This window comes from Halomonas sp. LBP4 (assembly GCF_003202205.1).
Taxonomy (GTDB): Bacteria; Pseudomonadota; Gammaproteobacteria; order Pseudomonadales; family Halomonadaceae; genus Halomonas; species Halomonas flagellata.
Genome location: NZ_PDOG01000001.1, coordinates 634,358 through 656,571, shown reverse-complemented (window position 1 = coordinate 656,571; position 22,214 = coordinate 634,358). Strand labels below are relative to the sequence as shown.

At 66.6% G+C, this 22,214-nt stretch carries 18 protein-coding genes; 12 read left to right on the top strand and 6 right to left on the bottom strand.

Annotated elements, in window-relative coordinates:
• The first annotated feature begins 25 nt into the window (after positions 1-25).
• From trpC to CR157_RS23275, 3 genes are all read left to right on the top strand, one after another.
• Positions 26-835 carry an indole-3-glycerol phosphate synthase TrpC gene (gene trpC / locus CR157_RS03080; RefSeq protein ID WP_110282059.1) on the top strand — a complete coding sequence of 270 codons (810 nt, stop codon included), beginning with the start codon at positions 26-28 and terminating at the stop codon, positions 833-835.
• 287 nt (positions 836-1,122) lie between these two features.
• A complete protein-coding gene (locus CR157_RS03075; protein ID WP_110282058.1) occupies positions 1,123-1,773 on the top strand; it encodes an HAD family hydrolase in 651 nt (216 codons plus the stop codon).
• Positions 1,774-2,128: 355 nt separating this feature from the next.
• Positions 2,129-2,245: a DUF6194 family protein gene (locus CR157_RS23275; protein WP_373681006.1), complete on the top strand. Its 117-nt coding sequence runs from the start codon at positions 2,129-2,131 to the stop codon at positions 2,243-2,245.
• A 94-nt stretch (positions 2,246-2,339) separates the two neighbouring features.
• On the opposite strand, the gene CR157_RS03065 is transcribed toward CR157_RS23275, so the two are convergent.
• Positions 2,340-2,540: a DUF2905 domain-containing protein gene (locus tag CR157_RS03065; protein WP_110282056.1), complete on the bottom strand. Its 201-nt coding sequence runs from the start codon at positions 2,538-2,540 to the stop codon at positions 2,340-2,342.
• Positions 2,541-2,643: 103 nt separating this feature from the next.
• A complete protein-coding gene (locus tag CR157_RS03060; protein WP_110282055.1) occupies positions 2,644-5,862 on the bottom strand; it encodes an FAD-binding and (Fe-S)-binding domain-containing protein in 3,219 nt (1,072 codons plus the stop codon).
• A gap of 190 nt (positions 5,863-6,052) precedes the next feature.
• Between CR157_RS03060 and serS the strand changes: the two genes are divergently transcribed.
• Positions 6,053-7,330 (top strand): serine--tRNA ligase, encoded by a 1,278-nt coding sequence (gene serS, locus CR157_RS03055; protein WP_110282054.1) that lies wholly within the window; start codon positions 6,053-6,055, stop codon positions 7,328-7,330.
• A 166-nt stretch (positions 7,331-7,496) separates the two neighbouring features.
• On the opposite strand, the gene CR157_RS03050 is transcribed toward serS, so the two are convergent.
• Positions 7,497-8,267 (bottom strand): SIMPL domain-containing protein, encoded by a 771-nt coding sequence (locus CR157_RS03050; protein WP_110282053.1) that lies wholly within the window; start codon positions 8,265-8,267, stop codon positions 7,497-7,499.
• Positions 8,268-8,462: 195 nt separating this feature from the next.
• On the opposite strand from CR157_RS03050, the gene CR157_RS03045 reads away from it, so the two are divergent.
• The gene (locus CR157_RS03045; RefSeq protein ID WP_110282052.1) at positions 8,463-9,569 is read left to right on the top strand and encodes an AI-2E family transporter; all 1,107 of its coding nucleotides are present in this window, start codon (positions 8,463-8,465) and stop codon (positions 9,567-9,569) included.
• Positions 9,570-9,650: 81 nt separating this feature from the next.
• Here the strand turns inward: CR157_RS03045 and trxA are convergent, their stop codons facing one another.
• Positions 9,651-9,974, bottom strand: coding sequence for a thioredoxin (gene trxA / locus CR157_RS03040; RefSeq protein ID WP_110282051.1), 324 nt, complete (start codon positions 9,972-9,974; stop codon positions 9,651-9,653).
• 260 nt (positions 9,975-10,234) lie between these two features.
• On the opposite strand from trxA, the gene cysB reads away from it, so the two are divergent.
• A complete protein-coding gene (gene cysB, locus CR157_RS03035) occupies positions 10,235-11,206 on the top strand; it encodes an HTH-type transcriptional regulator CysB (protein WP_110282050.1) in 972 nt (323 codons plus the stop codon).
• 6 nt (positions 11,207-11,212) lie between these two features.
• Here cysB and CR157_RS03030 read toward each other — a convergent pair whose 3' ends face one another.
• Both CR157_RS03030 and pabB read right to left on the bottom strand, forming a co-directional pair.
• On the bottom strand, positions 11,213-11,833 hold the full coding sequence (locus CR157_RS03030) for a phosphoadenosine phosphosulfate reductase domain-containing protein (RefSeq protein ID WP_110282049.1): 621 nt from the start codon (positions 11,831-11,833) through the stop codon (positions 11,213-11,215).
• Between the two features lie 114 nt (positions 11,834-11,947).
• Positions 11,948-13,315, bottom strand: coding sequence for an aminodeoxychorismate synthase component I (gene pabB, locus CR157_RS03025; RefSeq protein ID WP_110282048.1), 1,368 nt, complete (start codon positions 13,313-13,315; stop codon positions 11,948-11,950).
• A gap of 239 nt (positions 13,316-13,554) precedes the next feature.
• Between pabB and CR157_RS03020 the strand changes: the two genes are divergently transcribed.
• The 6 genes from CR157_RS03020 to prpD all read left to right on the top strand — a co-directional run bounded on the left by CR157_RS03020 (position 13,555) and on the right by prpD (position 22,007).
• Positions 13,555-14,265 (top strand): GntR family transcriptional regulator, encoded by a 711-nt coding sequence (locus CR157_RS03020; protein ID WP_110282047.1) that lies wholly within the window; start codon positions 13,555-13,557, stop codon positions 14,263-14,265.
• A 31-nt stretch (positions 14,266-14,296) separates the two neighbouring features.
• Positions 14,297-15,181, top strand: coding sequence for a methylisocitrate lyase (gene prpB, locus CR157_RS03015; protein ID WP_110282046.1), 885 nt, complete (start codon positions 14,297-14,299; stop codon positions 15,179-15,181).
• 113 nt (positions 15,182-15,294) lie between these two features.
• Entirely contained in the window at positions 15,295-16,422 is a 1,128-nt protein-coding gene (gene prpC / locus CR157_RS03010) for a bifunctional 2-methylcitrate synthase/citrate synthase (protein WP_110282045.1), read from the top strand.
• A gap of 96 nt (positions 16,423-16,518) precedes the next feature.
• Positions 16,519-19,137 carry a Fe/S-dependent 2-methylisocitrate dehydratase AcnD gene (gene acnD, locus CR157_RS03005; RefSeq protein ID WP_110282044.1) on the top strand — a complete coding sequence of 873 codons (2,619 nt, stop codon included), beginning with the start codon at positions 16,519-16,521 and terminating at the stop codon, positions 19,135-19,137.
• Positions 19,138-19,232: 95 nt separating this feature from the next.
• Positions 19,233-20,411 carry a 2-methylaconitate cis-trans isomerase PrpF gene (gene prpF / locus CR157_RS03000; RefSeq protein ID WP_110282043.1) on the top strand — a complete coding sequence of 393 codons (1,179 nt, stop codon included), beginning with the start codon at positions 19,233-19,235 and terminating at the stop codon, positions 20,409-20,411.
• Positions 20,412-20,522: 111 nt separating this feature from the next.
• Positions 20,523-22,007 (top strand): 2-methylcitrate dehydratase, encoded by a 1,485-nt coding sequence (gene prpD / locus CR157_RS02995; protein ID WP_110282042.1) that lies wholly within the window; start codon positions 20,523-20,525, stop codon positions 22,005-22,007.
• Positions 22,008-22,214 lie beyond the last annotated feature (207 nt).

Sequence of the window (22,214 nt, the reverse complement as noted above, 5' to 3'; positions counted from 1 at the left end):
GCCATTCCTCGATAAGGAGTTCGATATGACGTCTTCCCGGGGAGGTACCCCCACCATCCTGACCCGCATCCTGGCCCGCAAGGATGAGGAAGTCGCCGAGCGGAGCCGTGCCGTCCCCGAGCAGGAGCTGCTGCGTCTGGCCGGCGAGCAGGATGCCCCGCGCGGCTTCGTGGCGGCGCTGGAGCGCCTGATCGCCGAGGGCGACCCGGCGGTGATCGCCGAGATCAAGAAGGCCTCACCCTCCAGGGGCGTGATGCGCGAGGACTTCCACCCGGCGGAGATCGCCGCCAGCTACGCCAAGGGCGGCGCGGCCTGCCTCTCGGTGCTCACCGATGCCGACTTCTTCCAGGGCCACGAGGACTTCCTGGTCGAGGCCCGTGAGGCCTGCTCGCTTCCGGTGATCCGCAAGGACTTCATCACCCACGGCTACCAGGTCAGCGAGGCCCGGGCCATCGGCGCCGACTGCATCCTGCTGATCGCCGCGGCCCTGGACGACGTCCAGATGGCCGACCTACACCGCCAGGCCGTGGAGCTCGGCATGGACGTGCTGGTGGAAGTCCACGACGTGCTGGAGCTGGACCGGGCGCTCAAGCTCGACCTCAGCCTGGTGGGCATCAACAACCGCGACCTGCACACCTTCGATACCCGACTCGAGACCACCCTGGAGCTGCTGCCGCGCATCCCCGCCGGCGTCACCGTGGTCACCGAATCGGGCATCCATACCCAGGCCGACGTGCTGCGCATGCGCGAGCACGACGTCAACGCCTTCCTGGTGGGGGAGGCCTTCATGCGCGAGGACGACCCCGGCGAGGCGCTGCGGCGGCTGTTCTTCTGAAGAGGCCGAAGACACGACAACGGGGCCGTCCTGCTGGGCGGCCCCGTTGTCGTTGATACCCGCTATCGAACGCCGCCTCGCTCCGGTGGCGTCATCTGGCTGCGCCGTTCAGGCCTCGCCATGCGAGTCGCGTTGAACCGCGTGTCGCCCCCGTTTTGCACAACCCCTCCTGCCTGCGTAATCTCAGAGGCTAAGGCAGCGTGATTGCAATAAGCGCAGGGACTACCGCATGGATGGCGGCGCCATCGCAGCGTGCAGGGTAGGGCGGAAGTAGCTCTATTGCAGGCATGGGGGGTGTGGGCCGACGGCCCGCCGCCACTATCGCCATCATCATAGGAGCGACGACGATGAACTGGGCCTTGCCTCTGGGGTGCCGAGGGTTGATTTTCGATTGCGATGGCACCCTTGTCGATTCGATGCCCTTGCATTACCACGCCTGGGTAACCGTCCTGCGCCGTCACAACTTGGACTTCACGGAGGCGCGCTTTTATCAATGGGCTGGTGTGCCCGTGGACGAGATCGTCCGTCGCTTGGCCGCGGAAAAAGGACTGACGGTCGATGCCAAGAGTATCGCGGCGGAACGTGATACCTATTTTCACAGTCTACCGACCAGTGCACTGCGCCCCGTGGCGGCGGTGGTCGACATTGCGCGCCGCTTTCATCGGCATCTCCCTATGGCAGTGGCAACTGGGAGTACCAAGGCATCGGCGGAAACCTCCTTGCGAGCGATTGGCATTCTTGAGTTGTTTGACGCGGTGATCAGTTCGCAGGAGGCTGGCCGCCCAAAACCGGCACCAGATGTATTTTTGATGGCGGCGGAACGGATCGCGGTCACCCCGAGGGACTGCGTGGCTTTTGAGGACGGGGATGCAGGGCTCCAAGCGGCGCAAGCGGCAGGGATGCGCGTGGTCGATATTCGTCCCTGGTTACAACGCTGACGTTCTGGAGATCCTTGGCCAGCTCTAGGAGGCTGAGCTTGCGTCGTGCTACCTTTTCCTCGGTGGTCATAGTGGTTTCCTCATGGTGTTACAGCCGAGCGTCAGACACTCGTTCTATAACCCACGGGGGGCACTATGGCCACTTTGCTGTCAGCGGCCGACTGTCAGGTAAATACCATCACACCTCACACAAACACATGACCAAGCGCAGCACTGCGCAGCCTTCGGCCGCCTGACGCTCGCAAGCTCGCACCGGTGTGCGCGGCGTTATGACTAAGGCGGTAAAGTGCGGGAAAAGGAAATCTCGGAGTACATTCTTGACCAGTATCGGGGTTTGGTTGCAGTCTATGCGTGGATGTCTTGGGTATGTGTTCTCAATCCTGACAAAACCATGATCGAAGACTTGGCTCCTTTGCTGAATGAGTCCTATGATCTGGTGGTCAAAAAGCATGCTAAACGCATAAAGTCATAACCGGGCCAATTGCGGCGACAGCTTTTCCGTAGCGGCTTCGCCTCCACTCAAAAGCTGCGCGTGTTGGCGGCGTTAGATTATTACTTCTCGTCTCTCACCGATTGAACAACCACAATACCCCCGACAGTACCAGGCTGGCCAGGATCATGGTGGTGATGGGAAAGTAGAAGGAGAAGTTCTCGCGTCGGATGACGATATCGCCGGGGAGCTGGCCAAGCGGTAGCTTGGATAGCCAGGGCCAGAGCAGGCCGATGGCGACGATGAGCAGGCCGATCAGGATCAGGGTGCGGTTCATGGGGTCGCCTCTTGTTTCCTGAATCCAGACTCGATGGGCTCCTGAGTGAATTAGACAAAGCGTCCACCGGTGGTTTTACCGGTAGGCGCTTTTTTGTGCTGGCTCAGCCGCGCCGCTTGAGCTCCGTGAGCAGGGCCTGCAGCGGGTGCGGCAGGGCCCGGTCGGAGAGCCGCTTGACCTGGCTGCGGCAGGAGTAGCCGGTGGCCAGCAGGCGTCCGGCGTTGGCCGCGTCTTCCACGACCTTCTGCCAGGAGAGACCATAGATGGCTCGGGAGGTTGCGCGGTTGCGCGCCTCATGGCCGTAGGTGCCGGACATGCCGCAGCAGCCGGTGGCGACCAGCTCGAGTTCGAGGCCGAAGGCGGTGAACACCTGCTGCCACGCCTTGGGGCTGCCCGGGGCGTTGGTGGCCTCGGTGCAGTGGGAGAGCAGCCGGTAGCCTGCCGGTGACGTATCGTCGTCGCGGCGTGCCGGCGCGAGGCGGGAGGCCAGGGTCGGGGTCTGAGCGACCAGCCACTCCTGGAGCATCAGCACCTCGGGCACGGCCTCCGGTCCCAGCGCCTTCACGTACTCCTGGCGGTAGGTGAGGGTCATGGCCGGGTCGATGCCCACCAGGGGCACGCCGAACTCGGCCAGCGTGCGCAGCCGCCGGGCCTGCTGCTCGGCGGTGCGCGCGAAGGCGCCGAGGAAGCCCTGGACGTTGAGCGGCTTGCCGTTGGGGGAGTAGGGGGCGACGAAGACCCGCACGTCGAGCCGCGCGAGCAGCTCGACGATGTCCATCACCAGCCGGGCCTCGAAGTAGCTGGTGAAGGCGTCCTGGACGATCACCACGCTGCGGGCCTTCTGGGCTTCGGTGAGCAGGCCGAGCGAGGTGGGGGTGGCCTCGGCGACGCCCCAGGCCTTGAGCTGCTTGTCGAGGCTGGCCCGTGACAGTCGCGGGCTGTCGACCATGCCGATGGGGCCGGCCAGCAGGCGGTCGACCAGGCGATTGCCGAGGGCGGCGTTATAGAGCGGCGCCACCTTGGAGAGCGTCGGCACCAGGAATTCCAGGCCGCCGATCAGGTAGTCGCGCAGCGGGCGCAGGTAGCGGCCGTGGTAGACCTCGAGAAACTGGGAACGTGCCTCGGGGATATTGACCTTGACCGGGCACTGGCCGGCGCAGGACTTGCAGGCCAGGCAGCCGGCCATGGCGTGGTAGACCTCGTGGGAGAAGTCCGCCTCGCCGCGCCGCTGGGCCAGGGTGTTCTTGAGCCGCAGCGGGAAGTCCTTGATGAAGCCCCAGGCGCCCTCGGCCTGCTTCTTCCTCGACTCCTCCACCAGGTCGATGCCGGCCGCGCCCTGCAGGCGCAGCCATTCGCGCACCAGGCTGGCGCGCCCCTTGGGCGACTGGACCCGCTCGCGGGTGGCCTTCCACGACGGGCACATGGCGTCATCGGGGTCGTAGTTGTAGCAGGCGCCGTTGCCGTTGCAGTAGACGGCGGCGCTGTGGGCCTGCCAGACACGCTCGTCGATCTGGCGGTCGAGCTGGCCGCGGGTGGGCACGCCGTCGATGGTCAGCAGGCCCGGGTCGACCCACTTGACCGGCTGTGCCTCGGTGGCCTGTTCCGTGACGGCGCCGGGCGGGCTAAGGGCTCCGACCCTGCGACCTGCCCCCGATGCCCCCTCGTCGGAGAGGGTTTGGATAGGCGCGCTATCGGGAGTCGCGATCTTGCCGGGGTTCAACTGGTTGTGGGGGTCGAAGGCGGCCTTGATCCGCTGCAGGCAGGGGTAGAGCGCGCCGAAGAAGCTGGGCGCGTACTCGGAGCGCACGCCCTTGCCGTGCTCGCCCCACAGCAGGCCGTGGTACTTGTGGGTCAGTTCGGCCACCTCGTCGGAGACCTCGCGAATCAGCCGCTCCTGCTCGGGGTCCTTCATGTCGATGGCCGGGCGCACGTGCAGCACCCCGGCGTCCACGTGTCCGAACATGCCGTAGGCCAGGCCGCGGGCATCCAGGGCGGCGCGGAACTCGGTGATGAAGTCCGCCAGGTGCTCCGGGGGCACCGCGGTGTCCTCGACGAAGGGGATGGGGCGCTTCTCGCCCTTGGCATTGCCGAGCAGGCCCACCGCGCGCTTGCGCATGCCGTAGACCCGCTTGATGGCGTCGTGCCCCTCGGCCAGGGTGTAGCCCAGCCGCGCGACGCCGGCGTCCTCCTGCAGGTGGCGGCAGAAGGCCGCGACCCGCTCATTCAGCCGCTCGGGGTCGTCGTCGTTGAACTCGACCAGGTTGATGCCGCGTACCGGCGTCTCCCCGGCCGGAAAGAACTCCCCCACGCTGTCCCAGACGAAGTCCTCCATGGCCAGCAGCAGCACGGTGTCGTCCACCGTCTCGATGGAGGTGGGCGCCGCGCTGCTCGCCATCAGCGCCTTGGCATCGCGCAGGGCGTCCATGAAGCCGGCGTAGCGCACGTTGACCAGCGTCGAATGCCGGGGAATCGGCAGCACGTTGAGCACCGCCTCGCTGGTGAAGGCCAGCGACCCCTCGGCGCCGCACAGCAGGCTGTTCAGATCGAGACGCCCTTCCGCGTCCCTGAGGTGCGCCAGGTCGTAGCCGGTCAGGCAGCGGTTGAGTGGCGGGAAGGTGTCTGTGATCAGCTCGCCCTGGGTGTCGATGATCTCGCGGGCGGTGCGGTAGGCGCGGCCGGTGGCGTCGTCGCGCGCGCAGAGGGCCTCCAGCTCGCCGTCGTCGACCGGGCGGCTGACCAGGCGCTTGCCGCCCAGCAGCACGCTGTCGAGCTCCAGCACATGGTCGCGGGTCTTGCCGTACTCGCAGCTGCCCTGGCCGCTGGCGTCGGTGGCGATCATGCCGCCGATGGTCGCCCGGTTGGAGGTGGAGAGCTCGGGGGCGAAGAACAGCCCGTGGGGCTTCAAGGCGGCATTGAGCTGGTCCTTGACCACCCCGGCCTGGACCCGCACCCGGCGGTTCTCGACGTCGATGTCGAGGATGCGGTTCATGTGCCGGGAGACATCCACCACCAGGCCGTCGGTGAGCGACTGGCCGTTGGTGCCGGTGCCGCCACCGCGTGGGGTGAGCACTACCCGGCGATGTTCCACCTGGCCGGCGAGGTGCGCGATGCGCTCGAGATCCTCCGCCCCCCTGGGGTAGAGCACCGCCTGGGGCAGGCGCTGGTAGATGGAGTTGTCGGTGGCCAGTACCGTGCGGTTGGCATAGTCGGGGGCGATCTCGCCCTCGAAGCCGGCGGCCTCGAGGGCCTCGAGAAAGCGCAGGTAAGGCGCGTCCTGGCCCGGGAGGGTGGGCGAGTCGGCGGTGTCCAGTCGTGCGATCATGGTGTCGTATTCGGTGGTGGCGCCGCCGGGGCAATACCAGGGTAATGCCGGGCGGACAGAAGGGATGGACCTACTTTACCGCGACAGGGCGGTGGGGCGCATCCCGGTGCGTCGGTATCGCGTAGCACCCGGGCGGCCTTTTGCCTACAATGAGCGCCCTGATTTCACCGACTGCAACGGACCGGATTCCATGCTCGATCCCAAACTGCTGCGCGGCGACCTCGAGATGGTCGCCCAACGACTGGCCAAGCGGGGCTTCGTCCTCGACACCGAGCGACTCGAGGCGCTGGAGTCCCGGCGCCGCGAGCTGCAGGCCGAGACCGAGTCCCTGCAGAGCGAGCGCAACACCCGCTCCAGGGCGATCGGCAAGGCCAAGGCCTCGGGCGAGGACATCCAGCCGTTGCTCGACGAGGTGAGCGACCTGGGCGATCGCCTCGATGCCGCCAAGGCGCGGCTGGCCGAGGTGCAGGTCGAATGGGACGAGGTGACCAGCGGCCTGCCCAACCTGCCCCACGAGAGCGTGCCGGTGGGCGAGAGCGAGGAGGAGAACGTCGAGTTGCACCGCTGGGGCACGCCGAGGGCCTTCGACTTCGAGGTCAGGGATCACGTGGACCTGGGGGCGCTCAGGAATGACCTGGACTTCGACCTGGCGGCCAAGCTGACCGGCGCGCGCTTCTCGGTGATGCGCGGCCCCATCGCGCGGCTGCATCGGGCGCTGACCCAGTTCATGCTCGACAAGCAGACCCTCGAGCACGGCTATGAGGAGTGCTATGTGCCCTATATGGTCAACGCCGACTCGCTCTTCGGAACGGGGCAACTGCCCAAGTTCGGCGAGGACCTGTTCCGCCTCGACGACGAGCGCGGCTATCACCTGATTCCCACCGCCGAGGTGCCGCTGACCAACTTCGCCCGCGACGAGATCCTCGACTACGAGGCGCTGCCGCTGAGGCTCACCGCCCACACGCCGTGTTTTCGCAGCGAGGCGGGCTCCCACGGCCGCGACACCCGCGGCATGATCCGCCAGCACCAGTTCGACAAGGTCGAGATGGTGCAAATGGTCGAGCCCGAGCGCAGCTACGAGGCGCTGGAGGAGATGCGCGGCCACGCCGAGGCGATCCTCCAGGCGCTGGAGCTGCCGTATCGTGTCGTCACGCTCTGTACCGGTGACATGGGGTTCGGCGCCGCCAAGACCTACGACCTCGAGGTATGGCTGCCGAGCCAGTCGACCTACCGCGAGATCTCCTCGGTGTCCAACTGCGAGGACTTCCAGGCACGGCGCATGCAGGCGCGCTTCCGCCACCCCGAGCAGAAGAAGCCGCAGCTGCTGCATACCCTCAACGGGTCCGGCCTGGCGGTGGGGCGCTGCCTGATCGCGGTGATGGAGAACCACCAGAACGCCGACGGTTCCATCACCATTCCGGAGGTGTTGCGGCCCTATATGGGCGGGATCGCGACCATCAACGTCTAAGCATCAGGGGCCTGTCGTCGCGGCTTTCCCGGCGACAGGCCTGCGCGGAGGCGCTGTGAACCCTTCCCTGGGCGCTACATTCCTCTTCCCTGAGGAATGACCTCCGCTCCGACCCGTCCCCGGCGCCGCTTGCTCCAGTCTTTATCCGCGAGCATTCTGCTCGGCGCTACGGCTCGATATCCCAGCTGACGCTGACCCCCGCCTCCATGGTGATGGTGCCGGGGCGATACTCGCCCTGGGGGGCACTCTCCCTGGCGTCGGCGCTCATGGCCATCATGCGCGGGGCGTAGATCGGGGCGCGGGTCTCGGCGATGCTGGTCACCGGGCCCAGCGACACGCCCAGCGTTTCGGCCATCAGCTCGGCCTTGTGACGGGCCTTCACCAGTGCCTTGACCAGCGCCTCGTCGGTGGCGGCGTCGCGGTCGGCGAGGTCGTAGGTCACGCCATCCAGCGCATCGACACCGGCCTCGGTCAGGGCATCGAGCAGCAGCGGCAGGCGTTCCAGGTCCTCTATCTCGACCCGGAAGGGGCGCTCGAGGCGGGTGCGCATCAGCGTCTCGCGATCGTCGTCTCCGTGCCTCTCGCCGGGCAGGTGTTCGGGCTGCACGTTCAGCGAGCCGGCGCTGATCGCCTCGCGCTCCAGGCCGGCCTCTTCCAGGGTGCGGATCAGGGTGGCGGCACGCGCCTCCAGGCGGTCGCGGGCCTCGCGCAGGGCGTCGGGGTCGTTGGCGGTGGCGTCTCGCCGGGCGATGGCCGGCGTGCGCTCCCAGAGGCGGGCGCTGAGGGTGGCGCGGTCGGGTATCACGTCCAGCTGGGCCTCGGCCTGGACATCGAGCCGCGAGCGGGACTCCTCGGCCAGCGTGGGGGTGGCGATCAGCGGAGTGACGACGAGCAGGGCACCCAGCAGCAGATGCCGGGGAAAGAGAGCGAGCGACATGGAAGCCTCCTTGCGACGGGCAGTGTAAACGGCGGCATGATACCGTGCCCCGCTTCGAGCGCCGACGTCAGCCGTGGTTCCGTGGTCGGGACGGCGTCCATCGAATCTGCACCTTCTCCGTGGTGTTTCAAACGGTTTGTACCCGCGCCCGGCAGGCGGCATCATGGGCGTTCACTGGCTGGTAGGGACCCCGGCATGCGCCTTCCGGACGACGAGTCCTTGCGGACCGTTCCCCTCAACCTCATCCTGGCCCTGGCGGCCCTGGTGATCATCATTGCCGGCCTGAAGGCCGGGTCGGACCTGATCGTGCCGTTGCTGCTGGCGTTGTTCATCGCGGTGGTCTGTACGGCACCGGTGCAGTGGCTCCATCGCCTGGGGCTGAGCCTGCGTCTGGCGGTCTGGCTCACCCTGCTGGTGATCGGGGCCTTCCTGTCCCTGCTGGGGCTGCTGGTCGTGAACAGCTTCGGCACCTTCGTCGAGGCCCTGCCGGGCATCGAGACGCGCCTCTACGAGTACTACCTGAGCCTCCTCGACCGGCTCGCCACCATGGGGCTCGCCATCGACCCGGAACGCCTGGCGAGGCTGCTGGAGATCGAGGACGATGGCGTCTGGGTGACGGCGCTGCTCGGTGAGCTGGGCAATCTGCTGGTGCAGAGCATGGTGGTGGCGCTGCTGGTGGTGTTCATGCTGTTCGAGACGCTCAACTTCCGCGACAAGGTCTCGCGGGCGCTGGCCAATCCGGCGCCGAGCCTGCGTCGTTTCAGCGAGTTCAGCCTGACGCTCAAGCGTTACCTGGCCGTCAAGACGATGATCAGCCTGGTGACCGGGGCACTCGTCTGGCTGGCCTGCGTGCTGGTCGGCGTGGACTTCCCGTTGCTGTGGGCCGTGCTCGCCTTTGCCCTCAACTTCATCCCCAACATCGGCTCGGCCATCGCCGCGATCCCGCCCGTCCTACTGCTGCTGGTATCGCAGGATGGCGGCCCGCTTCCGGCGCTGACGCTGGCGATGGCCTACCTGGTGATCAACTTCGTGCTCGGCAACCTGGTGGAGCCGCGCGTCATGGGGCGAGCGCTGGGGCTCTCGACCTTCGTGGCCTTCCTGTCCCTGGTGGTATGGGGCTGGGTGTTCGGCGCCGTGGGCATGCTGCTCTCGGTGGTGCTCACCATGACGCTCAAGATCGCCCTCGACAGCCATCCCGATACCCGTTGGATCGCCCACCTGCTGGGACCCGGCGAGCGCTTCGTCGACGACGACATCGAGGATGCCGACCAGCCACCCTCGCAACGCGATGGCGGGGCCTGAGGCAACCGCGGGGTCTCGAAACGACTTCGCCCCGGCCGGGGCCGGGGCCGGGGGCGAAGTGGCCGTTCCAGCGGGAACCGATCAGGCGTTCTGATCGATGAACTGCGCCAGTTGCGACTTGGACTGGGCACCGACCAGGGAGGCCACCTTGCTGCCCGACTTGAACAGCATCACGGTGGGGACACCACGCACCCCCTGTTCGGCGGCGATCTCCGGGGCGTCGTCGACGTTGATGCTGACGACCTTGAGGTTGCCGGTACGCTCCTCGGCGACCTCGTCGACCACCGGTGCCATCACCTTGCAGGGACCGCACCAGGGGGCCCAGAACTTCAGCAGGACCGGCGTCTCGGCCTTGAGGACTTCCTGCTCGAAGTTGGCATTGGTGACATCGACGTTGTTGGCCATGTGATTCTCCAGTTACGTTGCGCTGCATCGAGGGGATCGGGGTGGCACGCCTGGGGCGTGTCTGGTCGGCTGATGTTAGCGGCCGACCGGGTCGCTGGCAAATGGCGGCCCGCTAGTCGGGCCATAGCTCCCGACTATCGTGGGCCGGGAGGAGGACCGATCTGGCCGGTTTTCTTTTATGCTATATAGTGATTACATGATGCCACTTTAATCACTATCGTGTATCGCATCGCCGGGCGGTAGAGGGAGCCGAGTCCACCATGAAACTTCAGCAGCTGCGCTATATCTGGGAAGTCACACGTCACAATCTCAACGTGTCGGCGACGGCCCAGAGCCTCTTTACCTCGCAGCCGGGCATCTCCAAGCAGATTCGCCTGCTGGAGGACGAGCTCGGCGTGGAGATCTTCGCCCGCAGCGGCAAGCACCTCACCCGGGTCACGCCGGCGGGACAGGCGATCATCGAGCTGGCCGGCCAGGTGCTGCGCCTGACCGAGAATATCAAGGAAGTGGCCCAGGAACACAGCGACGAGCGCCGCGGCAGCCTGTCGATTGCCACCACCCACACTCAGGCTCGCTACGCGCTGCCTCCGGTGATCCGCGACTTCACCCGCAAGTATCCGGACGTGGCCCTGCACATGCAGCAGGGCACACCCAAGCAGATCGCCCAGATGGTCAGCGACGGCCAGGCCGATTTCGCCATTGCCACCGAATCGCTGGAGTTGTTCAACGACCTGGTGCTGCTGCCCTGCTATCGCTGGAACCGCTGCGTGCTGGTGCCCAGGGGGCATCCCCTGGCCCAGCTCGAGACCCTGACTCTCGAGGCGCTGGCCGCACATCCGCTGGTCACCTATGTGTTCGGCTTCACCGGCCGCTCCCAGCTCGACGACGCCTTCAGGGCCCGTGGCCTGACGCCCAACGTGGTGCTGACCGCCGCCGATGCCGACGTGATCAAGACCTATGTGCGCCTGGGCATGGGGGTGGGGATCGTCGCCCACATGGCGGTGGATCCGGAACAGGACACCGATCTGGTGGCGCTCGATGCCGGGCACCTGTTCGAGAGCTCCACCACCAAGATCGGCATTCGTCGTGGCACCTTCATGCGCAGCTACATGTACGACTTCCTACAGCGCTTCGCCTCGCACCTGGACCGCGACCTGGTCGATGCCGCCATGACCGCGGGGCCACGCCATGAACAGGGGCTGTTCGAGAGCATCATGCTGCCGGTGCGTTGAGCCGGCTCAGTGCTGCAGGTGCAGGCCGCACTCGCGCTTCTCCTCGACCTTGGTGGGGTCAAAGTAGTCGAAATTGTTGGGCAGGTCGTGGGCCTGCAGGTACTGGTACATGTCCCGGGCGCTCCAGTGCAGCAGCGGTGACACCTTCAGCAGGCCACCGGCATTGCGGCTGACGGGGGCCATGCGCGCGCGCTCCGGCGTGTCCTCGGCGCGCAGCGCCGTGAACCAGACATCCGGCGCCATTTCCTGCAGCGCCCGCTCGAAGGGCTCCAGCTTCACTTCCCGGGTAAAGGCCTCGTGGCGAGGATCCTCGATGCCCGGCATCGGCCCCTCCACGGCTTCCCGGTGAGCCCGTGAGCGGCGCGGCAGATAGGTGATCAGGTTGAGGTCGAGCCGCTGGACCAGCTCGTCGGCGAAGCGGTAAGTGGCTTCCGTGTTGTAGCCGTTGTCCATCCACACCACCGGGATGTCCGGCCGCTGGCGCGTGACCATGTGCAGGATGACCGCCTCGAAAGGGCGGAAGTTGGTCGTGCAGATGGGGCGTTCGCCTTGTTCCAGGGCCCAGCGAATCAGCGCTTCCGGGTCCTTGCCAAGTTCACTGTTGATAGCGTCGAGTGATGATGCCATGGGGGGCTCCAGGTCGTTGACGACAATTGGCCCTACCCTACCAAAGCCTGCGGAGCGTCCCCCAATACCGTTTCATTGGATGAATATATCAAAAAGGAAGAAAAAGGTCGGCGCTTATTCCATATCGTGCTGAGTGTCGGTGGCCGTCAGGGCATCCATCAGGTGGCGGATCTTGTCCAGGGTCTCGACGTACTCGTCCTCACCCCTGGAGTCGGCCACCAGGCCGCCGCCGCCCCAGAGATGCAGGCGGCCGCGATCGGCCACGGCGGTGCGGATGGCAATGGAGGTGTCCATGCGCCCGCGCACGTCCACGTAGCCGAGGCTGCCGCAGTAGGCGCTGCGCCGGCAGGGTTCGAGTTCGTCGATGATCTGCATGGCCCGCACCTTGGGGGCGCCGGTGATGGAACCGCCAGGAAAGGCCGCGGCCAGCAGGTCCAGGGGGCGACGCCCCGCGGCCAGCTCGCCGGTGACCACGCTGACCAGGTGGTGGACATTGGCGTAGCTCTCGAGCCCGCAGAGTTGCGGTACCCGGACGCTCCCCGGCCGGCAGACCCGGCCCAGGTCGTTGCGCAGCAGGTCGACGATCATCACGTTCTCGGCACGATCCTTGAGGCTCGCCTCGAGCTCCCTGGCGAGACGCCGGTCCTCCTCGGGGGTGTCGCCGCGGGGGCGGGTGCCCTTGATCGGGCGCGCCTCGATCTGGCCGCCGAGGCAGCGCAGGAAGCGCTCGGGCGAGAGCGACAGGATCGCCTTGTCGTTCCAGGCCATGTAGCCCGCGAAGGGAGTCGGCGTGGCTTCCCGCAGGCGCAGGTAGGCGGCCCACAGGTCGCCTTCGTAAGGGGCGCTGAAGCGCTGGGCCAGGTTGATCTGGTAGCAGTCGCCGGCCCGGATATAGCGCTGCACGGCATCGAAGCGCCGCAGGTAGCCGTCACGGTCCAGCTCGCCGGTGAAGGCGTCGGTGAGCCGGAAGTCACCGGTCGGAGAGGGCGCTTCGTCCAGCCAGCCGATTACCTGCCGGCGCCGCTCGGGGGTGGCCACCAGCCAGGTTTCCCGGCGCACCTGATCCTGGATCAGTGCCCAGTCATGCAGGCCGACGCGACTCGAGGGGAGGTCGACCACCCGCTGCGCCCGGCCGGCGACCGGCTCCAGTTGGCTCGCCAGGTCGTAGCTCCAGTAACCGATCAGGCCGCCGAGAAACGGCAGGTCGCTGTCGGGCACCGTCGCCGGCAGGCGATCGAGCAGGGCCTGCTGGGCGGCAAAGGGGGAGAGACCGGCGAGTGCCGGGTCGCCGTGTACGCTGCCCTCGGCATCGATCTCGAGCAGGCCCAGCGGGTCGCTGCTGAGGATGTCATAGCGGCCTCCCGGGGCAGCAGGGCGCCCGCTGTCGAGCAGTACGGCACCGGGGCGGTGGCGCAGCGCCGTGAAGTAGGCCAGCGGATCTTCACGATGGGGCAGGGGGGTGATCTCGAGTCGTGGTGTCATCAACGTGCCTTCCCTGAACAGGCGCCCCATTCTAGGCATCGCGCCCCGGTTTGTCCCTCCCGTTGCCCCCTCGGGGCAGTGATGCCCTGTCAACGAGGCGACGGCGATTGTCGACATTGTCCGGTCTGGCTGGCGGGTTGTCTACAACCAAAGATGTAGGATGTTGCGCCGAGTCGATGGTTGACCGCCTCAGGGTCAGTGATTAAAGTGCTTTTACCACCCAATTGTCGACAATTGCCATGAACTCAATCGTACCGGAACAGGCTACCCCCGAGGCACGCACCCTGGCCGAGCGGGTCTTCCAGCAGCTTCAGGGCGCCATCGTCAGGGGCGAGTTGGCGCCGGGCAGCAAGATCACCGAGCCCGGGCTGTCGAAGACCTATGGCATCTCCCGCGGGCCACTGCGCGAGGCGATGCGTCGCCTGGAGGCGCATCGCCTGATCGAGCGGGTGCCCCATGTGGGGGCGCGGGTGGTCAAGCTGTCGATGAAGGAGCTGCTGGAACTGTTCGACGTGCGGGAGGCGCTGGAGAGCATGGCGGCCCGCCTGGCCGCCGAACACATGACCAGCGAGGAGGTCGCTGGGCTGCGCGAGGTGCTCGCGCTGCACGAGCGCCAGAGCGACCTCAAGCGTGGCGAGGCCTACTATCAGCGCGAGGGCGATCTGGACTTCCACTTCCGTATCGTCCAGGGCAGCCACAACCGCATGCTGATGACGCTGCTCTGTGACGACCTCTATTACCTGGTGCGGCTCTATCGCACCCAGTTCAGCGCCAGCGGCTCGCGCCCCCAGCGCGCCTTCGTCGAGCATCACCGCATCGTCGATGCCATCGAGGCCGGCGATGCCGAGCTGGCCGAACTGCTGATGCGCCGGCACGTCAGTGCTTCCCGGGCCAATGTCGCCGACCGCTATGCCGCCATTCTGACACAGGAAGACGAGACGACCGCCTGAGGCCGGCTCCGACGACACGAGGAGAGATCGCATGACGCAACAGACACCGGGTGCGCGCTTCCGCACCGCCCTCGAGGCCAGCCGCCCGCTGCCCATCGTCGGCACCATCAACGCCTACACCGCCATGATGGCCGAGCGCGTCGGTCACCGGGCGATCTACCTGTCCGGTGGCGGTGTGGCCAACGCCTCCTTCGGCCTGCCGGACCTGGGCATGACCACCATGAACGACGTGGTGGAGGACGCCCACCGCATTTGCGGCGCCACCGAGCTGCCGCTGCTGGTGGACATCGACACCGGCTGGGGCGGCGCCTTCAACATCGCGCGCACCGTCAAGGAGATGCAGCGTGCCGGGGTGGCGGCGGTGCACCTCGAGGACCAGGTCGCCCAGAAGCGCTGCGGTCACCGTCCCAACAAGGCGATCGTCTCCCAGGCCGAGATGGTCGATCGCATCAAGGCCGCCGCCGATGCCAAGCGCGACCCCGACTTCTACCTGATCGCGCGTACCGACGCCTTCCAGAAGGAGGGGCTGGATGCCGCCATCGAGCGTGCCAACGCCTGCATCGAGGCCGGTGCCGATGCCATCTTCGCCGAGGCGGTGCACACCCTCGATGACTACCGCGCCTTCTGCGAGCGCATCGACGCCCCGATCCTGGCCAATATCACCGAGTTCGGCGCTACGCCGCTGTTCAGCCAGCAGGAGCTGGGTGAGGTAGGCTGTCGCATGGTGCTCTACCCGCTGTCGGCCTTCCGCGCCATGAACGCGGCGGCGCTCAAGGTCTACCAGAGCATCCACGACCAGGGGCACCAGAAGGACGTGGTCGAGCTGATGCAGACCCGCGACGAGCTCTACGACTTTCTCAACTACCACGATTTCGAGCGCAAGCTCGATGCCCTCTTCGAGGAAGGCGCCGATTGACGGGTGCCGAGACGGGTGGCGACGAGGCGCGCCGGATGCTGTGGCGGACGCCCGACAATAACGACACGACAAGCACGCATACGACAGCCAAGTGCAAGACGAGGAGACACGACATGGCAGATAAATCCGTCAGTAGTACCGGCCTGCGTGGCCAGAGTGCCGGCAGCACGGCGTTGTGCACCGTCGGCAAGACCGGCTCTGGCCTGACCTACCGCGGCTTCGACATCGAGGAGCTGGCGGAGAAGGCGCGCTTCGAGGAAGTGGCCTACCTGCTGCTCAAGGGCAAGCTGCCCAACCAGGCCGAGCTCGATGCCTACATCACCAAGCTCAAGGGCCTGCGCGGCCTGCCCCAGGCGCTCAAGGCGGTGCTCGAGCAGATTCCGGCCTCTGCCCACCCCATGGACGTGATGCGCACCGGCGCCTCGATGCTGGGCAACCTGGAGACCGAGCAGCGCTTCGACGAGCAGCAGGACGTCTCCGACCGCCTGCTGGCGGTGCTGCCATCGATCATCTGCTACTGGTACCGCTACTCCCACGAGGGCGTGCGCATCGAGACCGAGACCGACGACGAGTCGGTGGGCGCCCACTTCCTGCACCTGCTGCGCGACGAGGCCCCCAGCGAGCTGCACGCCCGGGTGATGAACGTCTCGCTGATCCTCTATGCCGAGCACGAGTTCAATGCCTCGACCTTCACCGCACGCGTCTGCGCCTCCACCCTCTCCGACCTGCACTCCTGCGTGACCGGTGCCATCGGCTCGCTGCGCGGCCCGCTGCATGGCGGTGCCAACGAGGCGGCCATGGCGATGCTCGAGAACTGGACCTCCCCGGACGAGGCCGAGCGCGAGATCCTGAGCATGCTCGAACGCAAGGAAAAGATCATGGGCTTCGGCCACGCGATCTACCGCGAGTCCGATCCGCGCAACGCCATCATCAAGGAGTGGTCGAAGAAGCTCGCCGCGGACGTGGGCGACAGCGTGCTCTACCCGGTCTCCGAGCGTGTCGAGGCGGTCATGTGGCGCGAGAAGAGGCTGTTCAGCAACGCCGACTTCTTCCACGCCAGCGCCTACTACTTCATGGACATCCCCACCAAGCTGTTCACGCCGATCTTCGTCTGCTCGCGTGTCACCGGCTGGTGTGCCCATGTGTTCGAGCAGCGCTCCAACAACCGCATCATTCGCCCGAGCGCGGACTACGTCGGCCCCGAGCATAGCGTATGGGTACCGATCGAGGAGCGTGACTGATCTCGATCCCGTGCAGCGGCCGCCCGGCGGTCGCTGCCATTCCCTTGCCCCGCTTCCCTTTCTCTCTTCGCAACCCGGCGATGACGGCCCGATGCTATGAACACTGACTACCGCAAACCCCTGCCCGGCACGGAGCTGGACTACTTCGACGTGCGCGCCGCCGTCGAGGCGATCCAGCCCGGTGCCTACGACACGCTGCCCTACACCTCCCGGGTGCTGGCGGAGAACCTGGTGCGGCGCTGCGATCCGGCCATGCTGACCGAGTCGCTCAAGCAGCTGATCGAACGCAAGCGCGATCTCGATTTTCCCTGGTTCCCGGCCCGCGTGGTGTGTCACGACATCCTCGGTCAGACCGCGCTGGTCGACCTGGCCGGCCTGCGTGACGCCATCGCCGACAAGGGAGGGGACCCCGCCAAGGTCAATCCGGTGGTCCCGACCCAGCTGATCGTCGACCACTCCCTGGCCGTGGAGCACGCCGGTTTCGAGAAGGACGCCTTCGAGAAGAACCGCGCCATCGAGGATCGCCGCAACGACGACCGCTTCCACTTCATCGACTGGACCAAGACCGCGTTCGAGAACGTCGACGTGATCCCGCCCGGCAACGGCATCATGCACCAGATCAACCTGGAGAAGATGTCGCCGGTGGTGCAGGTGCGCCCCGACGAGAAGGGAAAGCGCGTGGCCTTCGTCGACACCTGCGTGGGCACCGACAGCCATACGCCGATGGTCGACGCCCTGGGCGTGATCTCGGTGGGGGTGGGCGGCCTGGAAGCCGAGAGCGTGATGCTGGGCCGTGCCTCCTGGATGCGCCTGCCGGATATCATCGGCGTCGAGCTGACCGGCAGGCTGCAACCGGGCATCACAAGCACCGACATGGTGCTGGCGCTGACCGAGTTCCTGCGCCGCGAGCGGGTGGTGGGGGCCTACCTGGAGTTCTTCGGCGAGGGTGCCTCGAGGCTGACCGTGGGCGACCGCGCGACCATTTCCAACATGACGCCGGAATACGGTGCCACCGCGGCGATGTTCTACATCGACGAGCAGACCATCGACTACCTCAGGTTGACCGGTCGCGACGACGACCAGGTGGCGCTGGTGGAACGTTTTGCCAGACAGACCGGCCTGTGGGCCGCTAGCCTGGCGAACGCCGAGTACGAGCGCGTGCTGACCTTCGACCTGTCCAGCGTGCCGCGCACCCTGGCCGGCCCCTCCAACCCCCATGCCCTGCTGCCGACCTCTGAGCTGGCCTCGCGCGGCATCAGCGGCAAGGTGGAGAACGAGGCAGGCAAGATGCCCGATGGCGCGGTGATCATCGCTGCCATCACCAGCTGCACCAACACCAGCAACCCGCGCAACATGGTGGCGGCCGGCCTGATCGCCCGTAACGCCAATCGGCTGGGCCTGACCCGCAAGCCCTGGGTGAAGTCCTCCCTGGCGCCGGGTTCCAAGACGGTCAGGATGTACCTGGAAGAGGCCAGGCTGCTGCCCGAGCTCGAGGACCTCGGCTTCGGCGTGGTGGCCTTTGCCTGCACCACCTGCAACGGCATGAGCGGCGCCCTGGACCCGATGATCCAGCAGGAGATCATCGACCGTGACCTCTATGCCACGGCGGTGCTGTCCGGCAACCGCAACTTCGACGGGCGGATTCACCCCTACGCCAAGCAGGCCTTCCTGGCCTCGCCGCCACTGGTGGTGGCCTACGCGATCGCCGGGACCATCCGTTTCGACATCGAGAAGGACGTGCTGGGCCATGACCCGGACGGCAACCCCGTCACCCTGAAGGACATCTGGCCGAGCGACGAGGAGATCGACGCCATCGTCAAGGCGAGCGTGAGGCCTGAACAGTTCCGGGAGACCTATATCCCGATGTTCGATGTGGACAAGGGCGCGCGTGCCCAGGTGAGCCCGCTCTACGAGTGGCGCCCGCAGAGTACCTACATCCGCCGCCCCCCCTACTGGGAAGGGGCACTCGCCAGGGAGCGCACCCTCAAGGGCATGCGTCCGCTGGCGGTGCTCGGTGACAACATCACCACCGATCACCTGTCGCCGTCCAATGCCATCATGGCGAACAGCGCCGCGGGTGAGTACCTGGCGAAGATGGGCCTGCCGGAGGAGGACTTCAACTCCTACGCCACCCACCGGGGCGATCACCTGACGGCCCAGCGTGCGACCTTCGCCAACCCCAAGCTGCTCAACGAGATGGTGCGGGATGATGCCGGCCAGGTGAAGCAGGGCTCACTGGCGCGGATCGAGCCGGAAGGTCAGGTCACCCGCATGTGGGAAGCCATCGAGACCTACATGGCGCGCAAGCAGCCGCTGATCATCGTGGCGGGGGCCGACTACGGCCAGGGGTCGTCCCGCGACTGGGCCGCCAAGGGCGTGCGACTGGCCGGTGTCGAGGCCATCGTCGCCGAGGGGTTCGAGCGCATCCACCGCACCAACCTGATCGGCATGGGCTTGCTGCCGCTGGAGTTCGAGCCTGGCACCACCCGCGAGACCCTGGCCCTCGACGGCACCGAGACCTATGACGTGATCGGCGAGTTCACGCCGCGTGCCACCCTGACCCTGGTCATCACCCGCCGGAACGGTGACCGCCGGGACGTGCCGGTGACTTGCCGACTGGATACCCAGGAGGAAGTGTCGATCTATGATGCCGGTGGCGTGCTGCAGCGCTTCGCCCAGGACTTCCTGGAAGCCGAGGCGGAAGCGGTCGGCTGAGCCGGGTACCGACTGTCATCGGTTGAACCCTCTTGTCGACCCGGCGCCTACCAGGCCCGGGTCGACCCCCTCCCTGTCCACAGGAAGCGATTTCCATGGCACATGCCCCCCAGATCAGGATTCCCGCCACCTATATGCGGGGTGGCACCAGCAAGGGCGTCTTCTTCCGCCTGCAGGACCTGCCCGAGGCCGCCCGGGTGCCCGGTGAGGCCCGGAACAGGCTGCTGATGCGGGTGATCGGCAGCCCCGATCCCTACCAGAAGCAGATCGACGGCATGGGCGGGGCGACCTCCAGCACCAGCAAGACGGTCATCCTGTCGCAGAGCGAGCGCCCCGATCACGACGTCGACTACCTGTTCGGCCAAGTCGCCATCGACAAGCCCTTCGTCGACTGGAGCGGCAACTGCGGCAACCTCTCCGCCGCCGTGGGGCCCTTCGCCATCAGCAACGGCCTGGTGGACCCCGAGCGCATTCCGGAGAACGGCGTGGCCGTCGTGCGCATCTGGCAGGCCAACATCGGCAAGACCATCGTCTCCCGGGTGCCGATCACCAACGGTGCGGTGCAGGAGACCGGCGACTTCGAGCTCGACGGCGTCACCTTCCCGGCGGCCGAGGTGCCGGTGGAGTTCATGGACCCGGCCGACGGGGAGGGGGCGATGTTCCCCACCGGCAACCTGGTCGACGACCTCGAGGTGCCGGGGGTGGGGACCCTCAAGGCCACCATGATCAATGCCGGCATCCCGGCCATCTTCGTCAACGCCGCCGATATCGGCTACACCGGCACCGAGCTGCAGGAGGCGATCAACGGCGACGCCAGGGTCCTGGCCATGTTCGAGACCATCCGCGCTCATGGGGCGGTGCGCATGGGCCTGATCCGGCATGTCGATGAAGCCGCCAACCGCCAGCACACGCCGAAGGTGGCCTTCGTGGCCAAGCCGGTCGACTACGTCGCCTCCAGCGGCCAGCCGGTCAAGGCATCCGATGTGGACCTGCTGGTGCGGGCGCTCTCCATGGGCAAGCTGCACCACGCCATGATGGGCACCGCCGCCGTGGCCATCGGCGCCGCGGCGGCGGTACCGGGTACCCTGGTCAACCTGGCTGCGGGCGGCGGCGAGCGCAACTCCGTGCACTTCGGTCATCCCTCCGGCACCCTGCGCGTGGGTGCGGAGGCCAGTCGGGTCAATGGCGAGTGGACGGTCACCAAGGCGATCATGAGCCGCAGTGCACGGGTGTTGATGGAGGGCGGGGTACACGTGCCGGGGGACAGCTTCTAGCGATTCCTTAGCAGACCTTCCCCGAGCCCTCTGTCCGGGTGGCAGCGGTCACCTATAGTGAGAGTGCTCGGGGCGTCCTCGATCCCCGGCGGTTGAAGAGGAGGCAGACCCATGAGTACGACGGTGGAAGCCAATGTGCGTCCGGACTACGACGTCGAGCTGCAGAGGATCGCCGACTATGTCCTGGAGTACCGGATCGAGAGTGCCGAGGCGCTGGATACCGCCCGCAACTGCCTGATGGACACCCTGGGCTGCGGCTTGCTGGCGCTGCGTTTTCCCGAGTGCACCAAGCACCTGGGGCCGCTGGTCGAGGGTACCGTGGTTCCCCATGGCGCTCGCGTGCCCGGCACCTCCTTCCGCCTCGACCCGGTCAAGGCGGCCTGGGACATCGGGGCCATCATCCGCTGGTTGGACTACAACGACACCTGGCTGGCCGCCGAATGGGGGCATCCCTCCGACAACCTGGGGGGCATCCTGGCCGTGGCCGACCACCTCTCCCAGAAGCGTGTCGCCGAGGGCGAGGCGCCGCTGACCGTGCGCGAGGTGCTCGAGGCCATGATCATGGCCCACGAGATCCAGGGGGTGCTGGCGCTGGACAACTCCTTCAATCGGGTCGGTCTCGACCATGTGGTGCTGGTCAAGGTGGCGTCCACCGCCGTGGTCGCCAGGATGATGGGGGGCAACCGCGAGCAGCTGCTCTCTGCCCTGTCCCATGCCTGGGTCGACGGCCAGAGCCTGCGCACCTATCGCCACGCCCCGAACGCCGGCTCGCGCAAGAGCTGGGCGGCAGGGGATGCGACATCGCGGGGGGTCCGGTTGGCCGATATCGCCCTGCGCGGCGAGATGGGCATCCCCGGCGTGCTCACGGCACCGCAGTGGGGCTTCTACGACATCCTGTTCTCCAAGACCAACAAGGACCAGAAGCTCAAGCCCGAGACGGAGCGCAAGTTCTCCTTTCAGCGTGACTTCGGCACCTACGTGATGGAGAACGTGCTGTTCAAGATCGCCTTTCCGGCCGAGTTCCATGCCCAGACCGCCTGCGAGGCGGCCGTCACCCTGCACCCGCAGGTCAGGGAGCGTCTCGACGATATCGACAGGATCGTGCTGACCACTCACGATTCGGCAATCCGCATCATCTCCAAGTCCGGCAGGTTGGCCAACCCGGCCGACCGTGACCACTGCCTGCAGTACATGACCGCCGTGCCGCTGGCCTTCGGCAACCTGGTGGCCGAGCACTACGAGGACGAGTTCCACGAGTCCCATCCGATCATCGACGAGTTGCGCGGGAAGATGGAGGTGGTCGAGGACGAGCGCTACTCCCGTGACTACCACGATCCCGAGAAGCGCTCCATCGCCAATGCCATCCAGGTGTTCTTTACCGATGGCACGTCAACCGACAAGGTCGAGGTCGAATACCCGATCGGTCACCGTCGGCGTCGTGCCGAGGGCATCCCGGTGCTGGAGGAGAAGTTCAGGCGCAACCTGGCCACCCGCTTCCCGTCCGGCCGCTGTGCACGGATCTTCGAGCTGTGCAAGGATCAGGCACGCCTGGAGAGCACCCCGGTGCACAGGTTCGTCGACCTGTTCGTGATCTGATCCCGTCCGGCGAGCAGCGCCCCGAAGTCAGAATGCGCGCCCCCTTCGAAGGAGAGGCTGCCCGACCTGGATGCCGCTACGCCAGTGACCGCTGGCGGGGTGCTTCGGCACCAGCCTGGTACCCGGGAAAGAAACTTGGCGGGAGTCATGGCAGAGAGGCGAGGAGTGGACTATCTTTTTTAATTGCAGGGGGGTTGCGTGCGCCCT